13 protein-coding genes and 1 pseudogene are annotated in these 17,706 nt (G+C 46.3%); 12 read left to right on the top strand and 2 right to left on the bottom strand.

All coding sequences use genetic code 11. From position 1 onward, the window contains the following. The 11 genes and pseudogenes from FU659_RS21690 to FU659_RS38940 all read left to right on the top strand — a co-directional run bounded on the left by FU659_RS21690 (position 1) and on the right by FU659_RS38940 (position 12,209). Complete coding sequence (locus tag FU659_RS21690) at positions 1-990, top strand: substrate-binding domain-containing protein (protein ID WP_187274301.1); 990 nt, start codon at positions 1-3, stop codon at positions 988-990. 15 nt (positions 991-1,005) lie between these two features. Continuing rightward, the gene (locus FU659_RS21685) at positions 1,006-2,250 is read left to right on the top strand and encodes an extracellular solute-binding protein (protein ID WP_147949459.1); all 1,245 of its coding nucleotides are present in this window, start codon (positions 1,006-1,008) and stop codon (positions 2,248-2,250) included. A 194-nt stretch (positions 2,251-2,444) separates the two neighbouring features. Beyond that, positions 2,445-3,263 carry an ABC transporter substrate-binding protein gene (locus tag FU659_RS38385; RefSeq protein ID WP_315971345.1) on the top strand — a complete coding sequence of 273 codons (819 nt, stop codon included), beginning with the start codon at positions 2,445-2,447 and terminating at the stop codon, positions 3,261-3,263. After that, positions 3,257-3,829 (top strand): extracellular solute-binding protein, encoded by a 573-nt coding sequence (locus FU659_RS38380; RefSeq protein ID WP_315971344.1) that lies wholly within the window; start codon positions 3,257-3,259, stop codon positions 3,827-3,829. The genes FU659_RS38385 and FU659_RS38380 overlap by 7 nt, the downstream gene beginning before the upstream one ends. A gap of 150 nt (positions 3,830-3,979) precedes the next feature. Beyond that, positions 3,980-4,860, top strand: a pseudogene (locus FU659_RS21675) (carbohydrate ABC transporter permease). Positions 4,861-4,873: 13 nt separating this feature from the next. Continuing rightward, positions 4,874-5,722, top strand: coding sequence for a carbohydrate ABC transporter permease (locus FU659_RS21670; RefSeq protein ID WP_147949458.1), 849 nt, complete (start codon positions 4,874-4,876; stop codon positions 5,720-5,722). 215 nt (positions 5,723-5,937) lie between these two features. After that, on the top strand, positions 5,938-6,138 hold the full coding sequence (locus FU659_RS21665) for a hypothetical protein (RefSeq protein WP_147949457.1): 201 nt from the start codon (positions 5,938-5,940) through the stop codon (positions 6,136-6,138). A 32-nt stretch (positions 6,139-6,170) separates the two neighbouring features. Next, positions 6,171-6,668 (top strand): S-layer homology domain-containing protein, encoded by a 498-nt coding sequence (locus FU659_RS21660; RefSeq protein WP_222708600.1) that lies wholly within the window; start codon positions 6,171-6,173, stop codon positions 6,666-6,668. Positions 6,669-6,704: 36 nt separating this feature from the next. After that, positions 6,705-6,899, top strand: a complete 195-nt coding sequence (locus FU659_RS21655) for a dockerin type I repeat-containing protein (RefSeq protein ID WP_147949455.1) — start codon at positions 6,705-6,707, stop codon at positions 6,897-6,899. A gap of 145 nt (positions 6,900-7,044) precedes the next feature. Beyond that, on the top strand, positions 7,045-12,147 hold the full coding sequence (locus tag FU659_RS21650) for a discoidin domain-containing protein (RefSeq protein WP_147949454.1): 5,103 nt from the start codon (positions 7,045-7,047) through the stop codon (positions 12,145-12,147). Beyond that, complete coding sequence (locus FU659_RS38940) at positions 12,144-12,209, top strand: hypothetical protein (protein ID WP_147949476.1); 66 nt, start codon at positions 12,144-12,146, stop codon at positions 12,207-12,209. The genes FU659_RS21650 and FU659_RS38940 overlap by 4 nt, the downstream gene beginning before the upstream one ends. A 326-nt stretch (positions 12,210-12,535) precedes the next feature. On the opposite strand, the gene FU659_RS21640 is transcribed toward FU659_RS38940, so the two are convergent. Beyond that, the gene (locus FU659_RS21640; protein ID WP_147949453.1) at positions 12,536-14,173 is read right to left on the bottom strand and encodes a helix-turn-helix domain-containing protein; all 1,638 of its coding nucleotides are present in this window, start codon (positions 14,171-14,173) and stop codon (positions 12,536-12,538) included. Between the two features lie 2 nt (positions 14,174-14,175). Continuing rightward, a complete protein-coding gene (locus FU659_RS21635) occupies positions 14,176-15,981 on the bottom strand; it encodes a cache domain-containing sensor histidine kinase (protein ID WP_187274300.1) in 1,806 nt (601 codons plus the stop codon). 298 nt (positions 15,982-16,279) lie between these two features. Here FU659_RS21635 and FU659_RS21630 point away from each other — a divergent pair, with 298 nt between their 5' ends. Further along, positions 16,280-17,671, top strand: coding sequence for an ABC transporter substrate-binding protein (locus tag FU659_RS21630; RefSeq protein ID WP_147949451.1), 1,392 nt, complete (start codon positions 16,280-16,282; stop codon positions 17,669-17,671). The last annotated feature ends 35 nt before the right edge of the window (positions 17,672-17,706 follow it).

The raw sequence follows: 17,706 nt of genomic DNA, 5'->3' as shown, positions 1-17,706 counted from the left end.
ATGACCATCACAAGGCCGATTCTATTAGTTGTGATTTCCATTGTAATAACAGGATTTATCGTTGTGTATGGCATTGAAACGTTGCGTAGTTCGAAGCCCAAAGAGCTTTCGATCACGGTAGTTTTGAAGACAAACAATCTTCGCTCTGAGTTTTGGCAGACAGTCCGTACAGGGGTGAAAGCAGCCTCGAAGGAATTCGATGTGAAGACAGAAATTACGGGTCCCTTAACCGAATCTGATACAGAGGAACAAATCCGGATGTTGAATCAAGCTTTAGAGAAGAAGCCGGATGCGATCATCCTCGCCGCCTCAGACGCTAGCAAGCTTACGCCACTGGTGAATAAAATAAGAGTGTCAGGTGTGAAGCTTATCCTGATAGACTCTCCGATCCAGAACTACACAGCAGAAAGTCTTATTACAACGGATAACGTAGAGTCTGGCAAAAAAGCGGGGACAGCGCTCGCCGAAAGCTGGAGCGGTGGTTCATTTAAAGTAATGACCATTGGTGACGCGAAAGGGTCTACCGCTGAAAAAGAGCGGGAAAATGGTTTGAAGGCTGCGCTTGGAAATTATCGGGAAATCGAAAATATAGGGACCTTCTATTTCCACGGCACGGAGGATGATGCGTATGAGCTTGTCAAATTGATGCTTATCTCTCATCCGGATCTGCAAGGAATTGTCGGCTTAAACGAGACGTCGACATTGGGAGCAGCCAGAGCAATGAAAGAAGTAAATACAGCAGGGAGAGTCAAACTTGTAGGCTTTGATAGCTCTATTTATGAAATTAAGCTGCTTGAGGAGGGCATCCTTCGCGCGACAATCGTCCAGAGGCCTTTTAACATGGGATATGTATCGATTGAAACCGCTTTGAAAGCTTTGAATGGGGTGAAGGTAAGTCCGAGTCAGTTCGTAGATTCTCTAGTCATCACCAAAGACAATATGTATACCCAAGAAAATCAAGAGCTTCTCTTTCCCTTAGTGGAAAAGTAGCCAGGGGAGGGACGTATGAGAAAATTACTTCTTCTTTTAGTGCCATTTATATTCACGGGATGCCTAGGAGTCGTCGATCAAGAGGTCGTTTCGCCCAATTCAGAGTCTAAAGCATTAATTTCCTTCGTCGCGCCCGATTATAGTTCGTCTACAAGGCCCTACTGGGAAAACCTGGTGAGGGACTTCAAAACCAAATATCCGAACATTGATGTTGAACTTCAGGTTATTAATTGGGATATATTGGATAGCGCCTATAATACAATGATTTCTAGAAACGAGCCTCCGGACTTGCTGCTGTCGAACCTTTATGCTCATTTTGCCAAGGATGGGCTGTTAAATAATATGGATGAGCTGCTTTCACCAGAGCTTAAAACAAAATTTTATCCTATCTTTATGAATAATAGCCAGTTTAATTCGATGCAGTTTGCAATTCCTTTCGTAGCAACGATCAGGCAATTGTATTATAACAAAGATATTTTTGATGAGATCGGCATCAAAGAGTCACCAACAACCTGGACGGAGCTAAAGGAAACCGCTAGAAAAATCAAGGGGCAGAAACAAGCTTACGGCTTCGGCGTTGATTTGACGGATAATGAGATTTGGGCGTATCTGTCGTACTTTTTCTTCGGTGCGGGCGGAGGCTGGATGAAGGATGGCCAATGGTCGATCAACTCGCCAGAAAACGTGGAAGGCTTAACATTCCTCAAAGAGCTCTATCGTGATGGCTTGACGGATGCCGAGCCTGCGGTTACAACTCGAGATGAGAAGCAGCGGATTCTCGGCAATGGCAAATTAGGTATGCTGATCTCCGGTAATTATTTTGAGGCGGTAGTCCCGCATGAATATCCGGGGCTGAAGTGGGCGAAGGGACCGATCCCGGTCAAAGAGGGGCAAACGCCCTTCGTGCTAGGCGTGCAGGATGTATTCATGTCTTTCAAAACGAAACATACGAACAAAAAGGCATTATCTCTATTTCTTGATTTTATTTATGACGATGCGCGTAATGAAGAGTTTGTACTCAAGGAAGGCTTGCTGCCTACGATACAGACGGTGGGTAAGAAGTTGATGGCTAATGACAAGATGATGAATCAGAACCTTAAGGCGATCGAGACGGCTAAATTTTACCCTATTAATGACCCGGCATGGTCGGCGGTCATGGACGCAACGAGGAATATGGGCCAAACGGTACTGCTAGGGCAAATCACACCAAAGGAAGCGCTCAATCGGTTGCAGCAAATTGCTCTTAATAAAAATCGCTAAATCGAATAGGCAAATAAATGATGGTCAGGTAGTTTTACCTGACTTTTTTTGTCGTTTATCCTTTGTTGGTATCCTTGTTGAATTCAATACTTTTTTCAACTATTACAGTGATTTATTCTATGGTTGAAGCCCCTGTGAATGATTATGATTAATGTGTGTAAAGCAAAGATAACAGTTCGTAGGAGGTCAACGAAATGGTAAATCGTTCTAAACAAGCAATGACTATGGGAGTTGTGATGTCCAGCGTTCTTATTGCTCTGACGGGGTGCGGCAGTACGTCTACAGTTGCGACACCGAAGCCAGCAGAAAGTGCCAAACCAGCTGAAACCGCAAAGGCGGCAGAATCTACTAAGCCAGTAGTGACAAAGCTAACCGGCGACTTTGAAATTCAATACTTTGTCGGCGGGTATGGCGATGCATGGTGGAAACAAGCGATTACAGAGTTTCAACAGCTGAATCCGGATTTGAAGATTAAAGAATCTGCCGGAGCTAAAATTAATGAGCAGATGAAGCCTCGTTGGCTTCAAGGCAATCCGCCAGACTTTGTATACATTGACGGCGCAGGTTCGAACACAAGACAAATGGTGACAGACGATCAGCTTATGGATATTACAGATTGGTTGAAAGATGCGAAAAACGTTGACGGAAAGAAAATCACGGATCTCCTGATCGCTCAACCGGAGGAATATAAAGCAGGTAAAGCTCATGCGGTTCCGCTTGTATTCGGTTCATGGGGAACCTTCTATGATAAAGCGATGTTCAAGAGTAAGGGCTGGGACGCACCTACGGACTTTGAGAGCTTCAAGGCGCTCGGGGACAAAATTAAAGCCGATGGTGCAATGAGTGTATACATTCATACAGGCGTGTACCCGTACTATATCAATGGCGGCTTGTTAGACCCTACGATCGTTGCTATGAACAACTACGACACTTCCATTGTCAAGAAAATCAATTCACTGGAGCAAGGTGTATGGAAGAGCGAGCCTGTTATGAAAGCTCTGGGCAAATGGTAGAGATGCGAGATAAAGGCTTTATTGATAAGGGATCACCGGCTCTGAACCACACGGATTCCCAAACACAGTGGCTTCAGCACAAAGCAGCTTTCATCCCAACGGGCATTTGGGTTGAAAGCGAAATGTCAAAAGACATTCCTGCTGGCTTTGAGTTCGGATTCCTGCCTTCCGTCGGTCAAGATAAAGGTGGTAAATTCGTAGCCAATCCGTACACTTCCACCGTTGCTATTGCGAAAAAAGCAAAAAATCCGGATGCTGCAAAGGCATTTATGCAATTCATTTATACAGAAAAGCAAAGCAAGGCTTGGGCTGAGCTTTCCAAAGCTCCTTCTAACATTAAAGCTGACCTCGAAGGTACGAAAGCGCCTGCTCTCACGAAAGAAGCGGCAAAGTTCTATAATTCTCCGAATACCATCGTATCGCCTGAAGTTGTTATTCCTGAGGAACTGGTAACAGCGAGAAACAATGCAACAGTGGCGTTGACCAAAGGTGAAATTACGGCGCAGCAATGGGCAGACCGCATGGAAGAGGCTACTGCTAAAATACGTGCCAAGGAAAAGAAGTAATAACGAATGAGCGCGGAATGATCATATAGAAAAGCAATTTTCTATATGATCGTTTCTGCTCTTAGAAAGGAGGAACTTATGAACGAGATTACGCCAGCCACACCGGAAACGACGAAGAGGAACCTAACGAAAGCACTGGGAACAGCAAAGATGAAGCGGAATATGTTCATTGCCTCCTTCATTTTTCCAACCTTACTGCTCTACCTTGTATTTAGTGTATATCCGATGTTTAAAGGTATTTATTTAAGCTTATTTGATTGGTCGGGCGGCTCTGAAACATATAACTTTATCGGTTTTGATAATTTCAAAGAGATGTTGAAGGACGACATTATCGTGAAGGCGATTCGTAATGACTTTATTCTCGTCATCGGCAAAGTCGTTGGTTTCATGGTCCTGTCGCTGTTCTTTGCAGTTGCCCTTACCCGATTCAATATCAAAGGAGCAGGTTTTTACCGCACCGTTTTTTTCATCCCCAATGTGCTTTCAGTCGTCGTTGTTGGTGTACTGTGGCGATATGTGTATAATCCAAACCTTGGATTTCTGAACTCATTTATCTCTTTATTTACGGATAAAAAGTTTGAATTTGCCTGGTTAGGCGATAAATGGTCCATATTCGCGCTGCTTCCGCCTTCGATATGGGCAGGACTTGGCTTTACCATCATTTGCTGGTTGCCGGAATCCTTAGTATTCCCTCGTCATTATATGAAGCGGCCGAAATAGATGGAGCATCGCAGTGGAGTCAGTTTTGGCTAATTACACTTCCGCTTTCGTGGGAGCAAATCAAGACATCGGTGTTGTGGATTGTGATGACAACATTGAATGGCTCCTTCATTATCGTCACGATCATGACTTATGAAGGTGGCGTTGACAATGCAACACAAGTAATGGGTTCATACTTGTATATGAATGCTTTTAAATTCGGTAAATTTAGCTATGGATCTGCGATTGGCGTCCTCATCTTGGTTCTCTCTTTAATTACAGTAGCAGCCCTTCAGAGGTTGATGAAGCGAGAAACCATCGAATTAACGTAGAGGAGATTTTCTTATGAAGCAAGGTTATATGAATCCGACTTTTCGCATATTTGCCAACTTGATCTTAGTGATATGGACGGTTTGTGTGCTTTATCCGTTGTTCTGGACGATTTTAAGCTCATTGAAGGACAATCAGCAGTTTTTTCTGGGCAAGCCTTGGAATCTGCCACAACTCCCTTTACTTTGGTCCAACTTCTCCTATGTATGGGAAAAGTATAACTTTGGCCATTATTTTGTGAATTCCCTTGTAGTGACTGTCGTTAGCACGATATTAGGCGTGTTCTTATCGGCCACGACGGCCTACGTTATCGCTAGATACACTTTCAGAGGGAATGGATTGCTGTACTATTCCTATCTATCTTATCAGATGATTCCTTTGTTTCTTGGGATCATACCGCTCTTCTTTTTGCTCAATGATATTCATTTGACGAACAAAATGCTTGGACTTATTCTTGTCTACACGATTTCAGCGGTACCGTTTGCCGTATTCGTCTTGGTCAGCTTCTTCAAATCACTGCCAAGCGAATTGGAGGAATCGGCTGCGATTGACGGGGCCTCTCATTACGGAATCTTCTTTCGAATCATGCTTCCGCTTGCCAAACCAGGATTAATTTCCGTGGGGATCATTACTGTATTGAACATTTGGAATGAATATGTGTTTGCGCTGGTGCTTATCAATGACCCTGCGAAATATACGATTCCTGTTGCCATTGCTGTGATGCAGGGTGAAATGCAATATCGTACAGAATGGGGACCCTTATTTGCAGCACTGTGTGTATCGATGGGGCCGATCTTCGTATTCTATATCGTGTTTCAAAGGCAGATTACCGGTGGGATTACAGCTGGAGCTCTGAAAGGGTGAGGCTTTCCATAGCAATGCTAAAAAGGATGAGCATGATCTATAAATGAATGGATTGTGTTCTTCTTTTGTATGTATTGATACAAATTGTATCAATACGAGAGAAAGGAGGAACCTTTTCAATACGAAATAGACATTTTTCTGATCGCATAGATAGGGGACTTGCAGATGGAGGATATAGAAAGGAAGGATACCGCTGAAACGTAAAATGTTGGTAAATGCGCTGCGGACAAAACTTGAAGGATCTATATGCGTACGAGGTGAAATTCATCTTCGATCCAGACAAATTGGAAGTTGTGAAAGCGGAATCCAATATAAAAGGATTTTCGGTATCTCCAATCATTAAGAACAATGAAATTACGATCGCCCACACCAAAATTGGGAACGTGGAGGGCGAAAAGGGAAATTTAGCGATTTAGCTGGTCACTGGGCGAAAGCTGATATTATGCAAATGGTTTCTAAAAGCATCGTTGAAGGCATGAATGACGACCATTTTGTTCCAGATGACAATGTGACGAGAGCTCAGTTCGCCACGTTGATCGTCAAGGCATTGAAATTGAAAGATGCAGTCGTTCAAGTTCCATTTGCTGATGTTCCATCAGGCGCCTGGTACGAGAGCTCGGTAAAGAAGGCTTATGCAGCAGGTTTGATTCAAGGGGTTTCCGAAAGTGAATTCGCTCCTGAGCACAACATTACACGTGAGGAAATGACAACTATGCTGATGAGGGCGAACGCCTACTCTAAGGGAGTTAAAGTGGAGGACATGACAGCGGGCATTACAAACAAATTTACTGTTGAAAGCGCAATAAGCGATTGGGCAAAAAAATCAGTAGGTTATGCCATCAGCTCAGGCTTAATGAATGGCAGAACAGAAGACACGTTCGCTCCACAGGAGCATGCGACCCGGGCGGAGTCGGCCGTTGTTCTGAGAAGATTGTTATCGAATTGAGAAACGACAGCCGCCATTTCCTCTGTCGGTGTCAATGTGGTCGTCGGCATTATCGGAGATATTAATCATGACGGACGTGTGAGTATCGGTGATCTTGTCTTTGTTACAGCGAATTACGGCAAATCATCGTCGAGTCCGGATTGGACGCAAGTGAAGGCTGCTGATGTGAACAATGACGGTCAGATCGATCTTATCGACCTTGCGGTTGTAGCAAGCAAAATTTTGGAGTAAGGCTGTACCTTAGTCGTTTGTGAGGGAAGACGCACGCTTTAGGAGCATGCTCCCGAAGCGTGTCGTGGCTCCCCGTCATGGGTACCCTATGCTGTCAGGCGGGATGACCCAATAAGATCTAGGATGAAAAAGGAGAGTGTATGAAGTGAAAACGCTGAAACACGCTTTAGGCTTCGCTTTTTGCCTGGTGATCGTAGTAGCGCTAATGTTCATTGGCGGGCAAACTACACATGCGGCAGCCGTAGGAGACATCACGAAATTTGAGAAAACCGATGAGAAGACGTTTACGATTACGTCTGGTTCCGATAAAGTAAAGGTTATTTTTAATCGCGACGATATGGTTCGTATTTGGCTTGGTGTAGGCGGGAATTTCCAAGCCCTGGCTGGCAAAAGCTCATCCACGCCTAAAGAGCCGATCGTGATCAAGGAAGATTTCGGTCCGGTCGCTGTTAATTGGTCGGAAGAGAGCAGCTATTTCAAAATAACAACAGGCAAGTTCGTACTGCGTGCTTACAAAAGCCCACTCAAATTCGCGATGTACAAGAGCGACAACACGACAGTGGTCTGGGAAGAGGAGTCACCGTTAAACTACAGCTCATCATCGACTACACAAAAGCTTGCACGAGGAGTAGATGAGTACTACTACGGCGGAGGGATGCAGAACGGATTTTTCTCTCACCGTGATAAGACAATCAAGATTGCCAAAAACTTCGGCGACTGGGGTAGCGGCACGGTGTCCAATCCATCTCCGTTTTATTTGAGCACGGCAGGCTACGGCGTACTGCGGAACACGTTCCAAGACGGAACATACGATTTCGGCAGTCCTGCACAGCTGACGCACAATGAGAATCGCTTTGACGCGTATTACTTTTACGGTGATACGTTCAAAGATATTTTGAACGGCTACACGGATTTGACGGGCAAGCCTTCGCTCATTCCGAGATGGGGCATGAGCATGGGCGATGCAGATTGCTACAATACAAGCAATACTGGTGCTAATAAAACTAACAAACTTTCGACGCCAGATGTGCTGAAGGTTGCGCAGGGATTCCGCGACAACGATATGCCAGGCGGATGGCTATTGCCAAACGACGGTTACGGCTGCGGGTATGTGCAGCTTCCAAGCACGGTTCAACAGCTTCATAACTTAGGTTTCTATACTGGCTTGTGGACGCAGAACGGGCTTGCGAATATCGCTACTGAAGTGGGCGTAGCCGGCACCCGTCTGAACAAGCTGGACGTAGCATGGGTCGGTCCAGGATACGACTTTGCTTTGGACGCAACGAAACAGGCACATCAAGGGGTGGAGAATAACTCCAGTGATCGCGGTTTCGTATGGTCCGTTGGCGGATGGGCAGGTACGCAGCGTTATTCGACAGTGTGGTCGGGAGACCAGTCCGGGAACTGGGAATATATCCGTTTCCACATTCCTTCGATGATCGGCGCCGGGTTGTCAGGCATGACTTACGCGACCGGTGACGTGGATGGGATCTTCGGGGGCAGCGCCAAGACTTATGTCCGTGATTTGCAGTGGAAAGCATTCACGCCGGTCCTAATGAGTATGTCCGGTTGGGCATCCGTTGATAAACAACCGTGGCGATATGGAGAGCCCTATACAAGCTATAATCGCGATATTTTGAAACTTAGACAGCGCTTGACGCCGTATTTTTACACAAATTTGAACGAATCCTATGAGTCGGGCGCGCCTTTTACCAGAGGGATGGTGTACGAATTCCCGAACGATCCAAATACAAAAGGCACACAGACACAGTACCAATTCATGTCCGGTCAGTCGTTCCTCGTTGCACCGGTGTACAAAGATGCTGAAGTAAGAAACGGCATTTACTTGCCGAAGGGCAAATGGGTTGACTACTGGACAGGAACCGAGCATTACGGTTCCAAAATGCTTGACGAATACAACGCTCCGCTGAGCCGTTTGCCACTTCTCGTCAAAGCGGGAGCCATTATCCCGATGTATCCGGAGACACTTTATGACGGCCAATTGCCGCCAAATCCGATCACATACGACATCTATCCGTACAAAACGTCGAGCTTCACGATGTACGAAGATGATGGGGTATCGAAGGAGCACCGTACAGGCAAATATGCGAAAACACTCATTACTTCAATCGCTCCTGAAACAGGAACAGGCGAATTGAAAGTTCAAGTAGGGGCGAGCGTTGGCGATTACAACGGCAAATTGGCAGCACGTACAAACCAATTCCAAATTCATATGCATGGGAAGCCGAGCAGCATTGCAGTTGGCGGCTCCGCTTATACGGAATATGCAAGCAAAACGGAATGGACGAACGCTGCAAGCGGGTGGTACTTCGATGCGGCGGATAAAGGCGGTATCGTCTATGTGAAAACACCGGATATGCCGACGAATCAAGGCATTGAATTGAAAGTGGCGGGTTTTGTGGCGGATACGACGCCGCTTACAGACGCATCTGTCATTTCGCTGCCTGAAACAGATAACGATCCGACGAAAATCGTGCAGGCGGACATCGTGGCGACAGCTACGAGCGCCGATACGACGACGCCTGTAGCTAACGCACTGGATGGCAGCCCGGAGACGATCTGGAGCACCAAGCTGGATGGCAGCACACCATTGCCGCAGTCAATTACACTCAATCTCGGCACGAAGCTGTCTGTAAATAAATTGAAATATTTGCCGAGACAATATTTAGGCACAGACGGTATTATTACAGCTTACAAGGTCTATGTGAGCACGGATGGAACCAGCTATAAGCAGGTGGCCACAGGTACATGGAACGCCGATAAGCTGGAAAAAACAGTGACCTTCACTACGGTGGAAGCGCAGTTTGTGAGATTGGAAGCGACAGCTGGCGTTAACGGTTTTGCGGCTGCGGCCGAACTGAACGTGTACCGGGATGGTTCGGTGCTAATACCGTTAGCGATTCCGAAAAACCAGATGACCGCCACGGCATTGAGCTTCCAGCCGGGCAGTGAAGCGTCCAAAGCAATTGACGGCGATGAGAATTCCGTCTGGCACACGAAATGGGACGGCTCTGACAAACTTCCGCAATCGATTATTCTCGATCTCGGTAAAGTTCGCAATATCAGCCAATTTCGTTACGCACCGCGGCTTGATGCGGGTAATGGCACGATTACGACCTATAATTTGTATGTAAGTACCAACGGAACGAACTATACACAAATAAGTACAGGTACATGGGTTCGCAACAACATCAAGAAATATGTCCAATTCACACCTGTTGATGCTCGCTATGTGAAGTTGGAGGCGGTAGCGGCAGTAGGCAACTTCGCATCCGCATCCGAAATCGACGTGTATGAAACGCCTCAGGCACCGCCAACATTGGGCGACATTGCGAAAGGGAAGCCGGCAACGGCTGATAGCTCAGATCCATTGTACCCGGCGGGGAACGCAAACGATGGCAATCTGAACACAAGATGGTCGGCCAATGATAGCGGCACGGGTCATGTATGGAGCGTTGATTTAGGTAAAATGTACTCGATCCAAGGACTTGAGATCTCATTCGAGCAAAGTGACAAGGTGTACAAATACAAGCTGGAAGTCCGTGAAGCGGGCAGCACGAACTGGGTTCAGGTTCTTAACCGCATGAACAATACGGAAGCGGGCCAAGTGCTGAAAGATACGTTCGGCAGCCAAGGCCGCTATGCAAGAATTACAATTACCGGGCTGCCAGACGCAACTGCGAAAGCGAGCATCGCAGATGTGAAGCTGATGGGTCTGCCCATCATCGGAACAGCGCCTGTAACGGGCGTGACGCTGAATCACACCGCATTGAATTTGAATGTGCTTGATGCTCCAGTAGCTCTTGAAGCGACGGTAGCGCCATTGAATGCCGCGAACACGACGGTTACGTGGAGCACCAGTAATCCGGGCGTTGTGATGGTGGATGAGAACGGCATCGTCTCTCCGAAAGGCGCAGGTACGGCGACGATTAACGTTACTACGGCGGACGGCAGCTTCAAAGCAACGGCGGATGTCACCGTAACAGGGCAAACCGGTTTAGTGAAAATTCCGCAAAGCCAAATGACGGCAACGGCAACCAGTTTCCAACCTGGAAATGATCCGAGCAATGTACTCGACGGCGATCCGAGCACCTGGTGGCATATCAAATGGCTTGGAGTCGATCCGCTGCCGCAATCCATTATTTTGAATTTGGGCGGTACGTACTCAATCAGTAAGCTGGAATACTTGCCGCGTCCGGATAGCGGTAACGGCACGATCACGGCCTATAACGTATACGTCAGCCAAGATGGCGTTCAGTATACGAAAGTGGCAAGCGGAGCGTGGCTAAGAAATGCGTTGGCAAAAGAAGTGAATTTCGCGTCTGTTCAGGCTGCTTACATTAAACTTGAGGCGACTGAAGGTTACGGCGGGTTCGCTTCTGCATCCGAGCTAAACGTATTTAAGAAGAACGAAATCGTGCAGCCAACGTTGCAATCGATCGGGTTTGACGCAGCGAGCTATGAAATGAATACAGGCCAGTCCGCAGCAGTGAAAGTGACCGCACAATATTCGGATGGTTCCCATCAAGACGTAACACCAGCATCTATGTTCCAAATAGGCAATACGGCATTCGCAACTGTGGAAAGTGGCACGATCTTCGGAGTTTCGCAAGGTGACACCGTCGTTACGGCCACGTATGGTGGCAAGCAGGCAACGGCTGCGGTGGTGGTACATGTCGTCATTCCACAAGGTTCGTCTACCGTATTAACCGGCAGCAGCACTGTTCAGGTCGGACAGCAGATTGTCATCACTTATGGTTTGAATGGTGTTACGCAGCAGATATTTGCTGAGGACATTTCAATTGATTACGATGCGAGTTTATTGGAATTCGTTTCTGCGGAGTCTCTACTCACTCACCTTAGCCTCTTGGAGACGGTGAAGAGTACGCCTGGTAAACTTCGCTTGATTGCTGCCAGCCAAGGTGCCGGTCACGCAGTTGCCGGTGATGCCCTGTTGGTAAAGCTTACCTTCAAAGCAAAGCTGCTTACCGTAGCCCAGACGGCTGTAATTGCCGTGACGGGTACGAAGCTTGGGGATGAACACGGGAATGAGTTTATAGCGTTAGGCTCCTCCAAAAGTATTGGAATAACGCCGGTACCTGTTGGTATTCCAGGCGATTTGAACAATGACGGCAAAGTATCGATTGGTGATTTGGCTATCATGGCCACGAATTACGGCAAAACTCCTCAAGTCCGGATTGGGAAAGCATTAAGCGATGTGATATGAACAATGATGGAAAAATTGATATTATCGATTTGGCATTCATTGCAACAAAAATATTGAATTAACACAGAGTGTTCAGGTTATGAAAAAACGCATGCTCTTGGAGGAAACTCCCGAAGCATGCGTTTTTTGCAAAATTTCAATGAAAAACATGTGAGAAATGTAATTAAAAAGCCCCTATACTCTTTTGAGATAGATCGTAAGGTTCAAGTATCGTGAAACGTTTGGAACTGGATATTTATAAGTATCCTCCGAAAGAACTGGTAGCCGATTTACTTCAGAAGATGTAACGTGCTGCATTTGTTGTGGTCTGTGAATAAGTGGTGAGAATGGTGACTGTTATCACCGGGCCCAACACTCTAGCAATAGCGATACGCCACGCTCACCTATATTACTTGGGATCGAGCGCTTCCTTCTTGTATTGAGAAGGGGAAAGCCCGGTCCATTTTTTGAATGTTCTTGTAAAATGCGCCTCGTCGAAGTAACCGACTTCTCGGGCAATCGTCTGGATTTTGTGGGCTCCGGATTGCAGCAGCGCTTTTGCCCGCTCAATGCGGTATTGGTGGACGTAGTCAAGAAAGTTAATGCCTAGTTCCTGTTTAAAAAGTGTCGATAGATACGTGCTGGACACGAACAATTCTTTGGCAACACCTGCCAATGACAATGCCGCAGAGTTATAATCTTGAGCGATCATTTCCACAGCCTGTTGAACTTTTCGGCGAGGGGTTTTATGAGGATTGCGCAGCTCGACCAGCTGTTGTATCGATTTATAGACAAGGGCCGACAGTTCCTCGAACGTCTCCACACGGTGAACCTGATCTGCCATAGCTACGAGGCTATCCGACCAACCGGAAGCGGCCAGCTCCTGCTCTTTGCCAAGCTGCATCAGCCGAGCAATTAAGGAGATCGTCTGCAGGTTGATCTCCATTCGAGAATGGGCATGCTCTGCATGGAAATAGTCGAGCCACTGTTCAGTAAGATTCAGTGCCTCTGCGTATAGGCCGGATCGAAGATGATCGATGATCATCGGCTCCAGCCGGATTCGCTCAGGCTCTATTTGTGCTGGAGGCGGATCAAGCAGTACGGCCTCTGTTTCGGTGTAGAAGTAAATCCCCCCCAAGCCGCGGTAAAACCGCAGTTGAAGTGCGGAATTCGCTTCCATATAGGCATCCGCGAGGCTGTCGATGTTCGCTTTGGAACTGCTGATACCGATGCTTACGGTAATCTTTAAATACTTTTCAAGATTGCGCTGAAGCTGGGATAAGCCGTTCATGATTTTATCCAACAGCAGATCTAAGGTGCCGCTGCATATAGCAACAATTCCGTCCTGATCCTTGATGACCTCAACAGGCTGCCGAATGCTTTGTTCGAGCGTTTCCTGCACAATATTCGTCGTAGCAAACTGAATTAATTGCAAATCTGTGCGGTTGTAGTTAAGTTCATTCAGAGGCTTGCCATCAGGCTGAATGGCGATCACAATGGTATGCTCAACGGAAATTGACATGCCCAACTTGCGGACTTGCTCAATGCGGTTTTCATTCTTGCGCTTGGGATGGTGAAGCCACTCCAACAGAGTCTGGGATTTGACAATAGGTATGTTTTCTTTCAATTGATATTGGAGACCGTTCCAATCATGTTGTTGCTTTCTTTTGTCTAGCAGTTTTATGACGACCTGCTCAAATATGGATGCTATTTCTCTTGGAGGGCATGGCTTGATGATATAATCAAGTGCGCCCAGACGCAGTGCGCGCTGCGCGTATTCAAAATCGCTATATCCGGTGAGCAGCACAGAAGGAATATCTATCTGTTTAAGATTTATTTCTGTTAGAAGCTGCAAGCCATCCATAATGGGCATACGAATATCGGATAGCAGCAGATCAACACCGCCGGAATTAATAATATCCAATGCATCCAGACCGTTGCTGGCTTGTCCGCACACTTGGATACCAAGAGACCGCCAGTCGATCATGGTATATAAGCCTTCTCGTGTCGTCAGTTCGTCTTCAACAATAAGCAGATTCAGCAGCATTCTCACCTCTTAGAATGGGGTAGGAGCAAACGAACCCTCGTACCAAAGTTTTCCACACTATTAATATCCATAACGGCCTCAGCTCCATAAAATAGTCGGATTCGGTTCATGATGTTCAGAAGTGCAAAACTTTCGTTTTGGGCCGTTTGATGCGGGAGTTCGGCAAAAGCCTGTTCCTGAATCTCCTTCAGCTTGCTTTCAGGAATGCCCACACCGTTATCCGTTACTTCAATCTGAATCATATTTGGGTGATCTCCGCAAGGAACTACGGTGACTTGAATAAAGCCGATATCGTCGGTCAGCGGTTCTAACCCGTGAACAATCGCATTTTCGATCAAAGGCTGAATTAATAGCTTAGGTATTTTGAAAGTTGCCAAATCGGGATGAAGTTCCATTTCGTAGGAAAGCTTCTCTCTGTAACGCATTTTTTGCAGAAAGAGGTAATGCTCTGCCAGCTTCATCTCTTCCTTAAGCTCAATATGCTCCCTTCCTTGACTAAGACTGATTTGGAAAATGCCCGAAAGCGAATAAATCATTTCCGCAACGGTATGCTCACCATTTTTCTGTGCGGTCCAAGCAATCGTATTCAAAGTGTTATAGAGGAAATGCGGGTTAATTTGCGATTGCAGCACTTTAAGTTCTGCTTGACGCTGTTTGATTTCGAAAGCATACACATCGTCAATCAATTGGGTAATTCGGCGAACCATAATATTGTAACCGGTGCCGAGCTGCCCGATTTCATCTTTACCTTGAATGCCCACCTGTTGGGAGAAATCTCCTTTTTGAAATTTTTTCATAGAGGATAAAATGATCTTCATCGGTTTCGTAATGACGGTGGCTACAGACCAAGATACGATGAGACTTAAGAGAAAGGTTACGCAAAGAATCAAGGCCGTGATCCATTTAATACGGTTCAGCTGGGACAACAAGTCCCCGCGAGGCTGGAGCACCAGTACGTGCCAACCGGTCAGGGAGGATTGCGAATGAGAGAACACCCAGTCCGACTTCTCGACGGTCGGGTCGATTAGATCAGGAAGATCAATGGGTTTATTAAAGTAAGGGAGCTCTCTTATCGATTTTCCAATCCAAAAGCCGTTGGTATCCGAAAGGATAGATCCATCTGAATTGATAACGATAATGGTTGTTTTGTCATTTGGCGTCGAGTAGGATCGGCGGATGTCCTTTTCATCGATACCCAGTATCAGAACGCCTTCCGGTTTTAAGGTAAGATCGTTTTTCAATATTTTCGTCAGAAGCAGCTTGTTTTTCGTATCTCCGTAAAAGATGCTTTTGCTGTGATTGGGAACCTCAATACTCCATTCATCAATTTTTTTTCTTGTAAGGAAGCCCTCGTAATCAAATTTCTCTCTATATTCTTCAAATGGTATGGCCGATGACAATCCTTTATTATTGAATTGAATCGGTTCGAAGCGCGGTGAGTATATTGTGAGAAATTGGAAATAAGGACGCGTGACCATCAGCCGGTTGATCATAAGAATAGAATCATTATTGATGTAACTGCCGCTCGCCGAATCCGACTTCAGCATGACTTGAATCTCAGGGGTTAAATACAAATAATCGGAAATATCCAATGCGTCCTGAGCGATATAATCGAGATGATCGATTGCTTGTCTTGCTGAGCTTACCTGCTCCACACTCATTTTGGAAACGATTTCATTTGAGGCGACTTGATAAGAATATACGCCTGTGATCGTAATGGTAATCAGAAGGAGCGGGGCGAACCATAGCAGCAGCTTCCTTTGAATCGGCAAATCCAGATACCATTTGGATGAAAGATAGGATCTCATTGATGTACCTTCTCTGCTGGGGGATAATTTCATCATAAGAAAGAAGCGTATGGCAAGCAACAAGAAAAATAACGGTTTGGGGTCCAATGTGAAAACTATACAACAAAATCATAAAAACGGACAAAAATTTTGAGAAAGAAAGAACTCGTCTCCAAAGATACGGTGTGTGATGGAAAGTGTAACCTGAAAAATGTACAACATTACCTGAAAAACTGTGTCTAACAAATTCGCATCCTCTCACCTACAATGAGTTCATGGAAGCATAAATGACAAATTTAGATTCAAGAAGGTGGATACGATGAAAACATTACGTATTAAACAAGCAGGAATTAGTCTCGCTGTTCTGACGACTGCACTCGGACTTACGGGCTGTGGAGGCGGTGCCTCTACAACGCCGAGCTCGGCTGCACCGAGCGCAGCAACGGCGAGCCCAACCGCTCCAGCAGCGACAGAAGCTCCGAAGGGTGAAAAGATTACATTGTCTTTTTTTACGAACAATTCGGATCGCGCAGTTGGTCAAGGCAAGCTCGAACAAGAGTTGATTGAAGCTTACATGAAGAACAACCCGAATATTACGATTAAAGTGGAGACGCTTTCTCCCGATCCTCAGTACCAGGACAAGATTAAGGTTTATAATGCTTCTAATCAACTGCCTGACATTATCAGTGCCTGGGGGAATACGAATTTCCTTAAACCGCTTGTCAATAACAATGCTTTGGCGGAAATCAATAAGGCCGATTTGAAGGATATGGGGTTCATTCCCTCCTCGCTTGATGGATTCTCATTTGACGGCAAATTGTATGGCATTCCGCGCAATTCCGATTTCTGGGTTCTTTATTACAACAAGAAGGTGTTTGCGGACAACGGGCTGCAAGTACCGAAGACGGAAGCTGAGCTGTTCAGTGTGTTTGATAAGCTGAAGGCGAAAAAGATTGTGCCTATTGCTATGGATGGCAGAGAAGCATGGACCTCCGGTTTATGGTTCGACACGCTGGTGCAGCGAGCATCCGGCACTTGGGACACATCGAAGAAAGCGATGGATCGAAGCGGTACCTATAAAGATCCGGCTACGGTTGAGGCGGCGAAAGCAGTGCAGCGCTGGGTGAAGGCGGGAGCCTTCGGAGATGGCTTCTTGAATCAGGATTACGGCGCAGCCCGCAATATGTTTGGTCAAGGCAAAGCGGCGATGTTCATGATGGGCGAATGGGAGATGGGGATGGCTTCGGACGCGAATTTCCCTGAAGAAGTGCGCAACAATATCGGCGCATTCCCGATTCCATCCATTGAAGGTGGCAAAGGAAGCACTGATGACCTTACAGCTTGGTTTGGCGGCGGATACGCGGTTTCCAATAACTCGAAGCACAAGAAAGAAGCGATTGAGTTCCTGAAATGGATGTTCCGTCCGGATGGCTGGGCCAAAGGGGTTTGGCAAAATGGGATTACATTCCCTGCCCAAAAATATGATCAATATTTAACGGGCAAGGAAACGGAAGTTCAGAAGGATTTGACCAAAATCTTCAACAACTCCAAAACTTACAGCGGAACAGTAGCTCAAGATAAGTTCTCTTCCGATACGCAAAAGACGTTCTATGATTCGATTCAGAAGCTGGAAGGCATTAAAATGACGCCGGAAGATTTTGCGAATGCCATTGACGAAGCGGCGGACAAATCAGCAAAGGCAACGAAATAGCTAGTACAAATAAAAGAGGGGCAAGCGGCTGGAGG

The organism is Paenibacillus sp. N3.4, assembly GCF_008017805.1.
GTDB lineage: Bacteria > Bacillota > Bacilli > Paenibacillales > NBRC-103111 > Paenibacillus_E.
This window is presented reverse-complemented; position numbering and strand designations above follow the sequence as displayed.

What these genes read in the sequence shown, in the direction of transcription:
- FU659_RS21690 (WP_187274301.1), top strand. Translation starts at nt 1, where the DNA reads ATGACCATCACAAGGCCGATTCTATTAGTTGTGATTTCCATTGTAATA.
- FU659_RS21685 (WP_147949459.1), top strand. Translation starts at nt 1,006, where the DNA reads ATGAGAAAATTACTTCTTCTTTTAGTGCCATTTATATTCACGGGATGC.
- FU659_RS38385 (WP_315971345.1), top strand. Translation starts at nt 2,445, where the DNA reads ATGGTAAATCGTTCTAAACAAGCAATGACTATGGGAGTTGTGATGTCC.
- FU659_RS38380 (WP_315971344.1), top strand. Translation starts at nt 3,257, where the DNA reads ATGGTAGAGATGCGAGATAAAGGCTTTATTGATAAGGGATCACCGGCT.
- FU659_RS21670 (WP_147949458.1), top strand. Translation starts at nt 4,874, where the DNA reads ATGAAGCAAGGTTATATGAATCCGACTTTTCGCATATTTGCCAACTTG.
- FU659_RS21665 (WP_147949457.1), top strand. Translation starts at nt 5,938, where the DNA reads ATGCGCTGCGGACAAAACTTGAAGGATCTATATGCGTACGAGGTGAAA.
- FU659_RS21660 (WP_222708600.1), top strand. Translation starts at nt 6,171, where the DNA reads ATGGTTTCTAAAAGCATCGTTGAAGGCATGAATGACGACCATTTTGTT.
- FU659_RS21640 (WP_147949453.1), bottom strand. Translation starts at nt 14,173, where the DNA reads ATGCTGCTGAATCTGCTTATTGTTGAAGACGAACTGACGACACGAGAA.
- FU659_RS21635 (WP_187274300.1), bottom strand. Translation starts at nt 15,981, where the DNA reads ATGAGATCCTATCTTTCATCCAAATGGTATCTGGATTTGCCGATTCAA.
- FU659_RS21630 (WP_147949451.1), top strand. Translation starts at nt 16,280, where the DNA reads ATGAAAACATTACGTATTAAACAAGCAGGAATTAGTCTCGCTGTTCTG.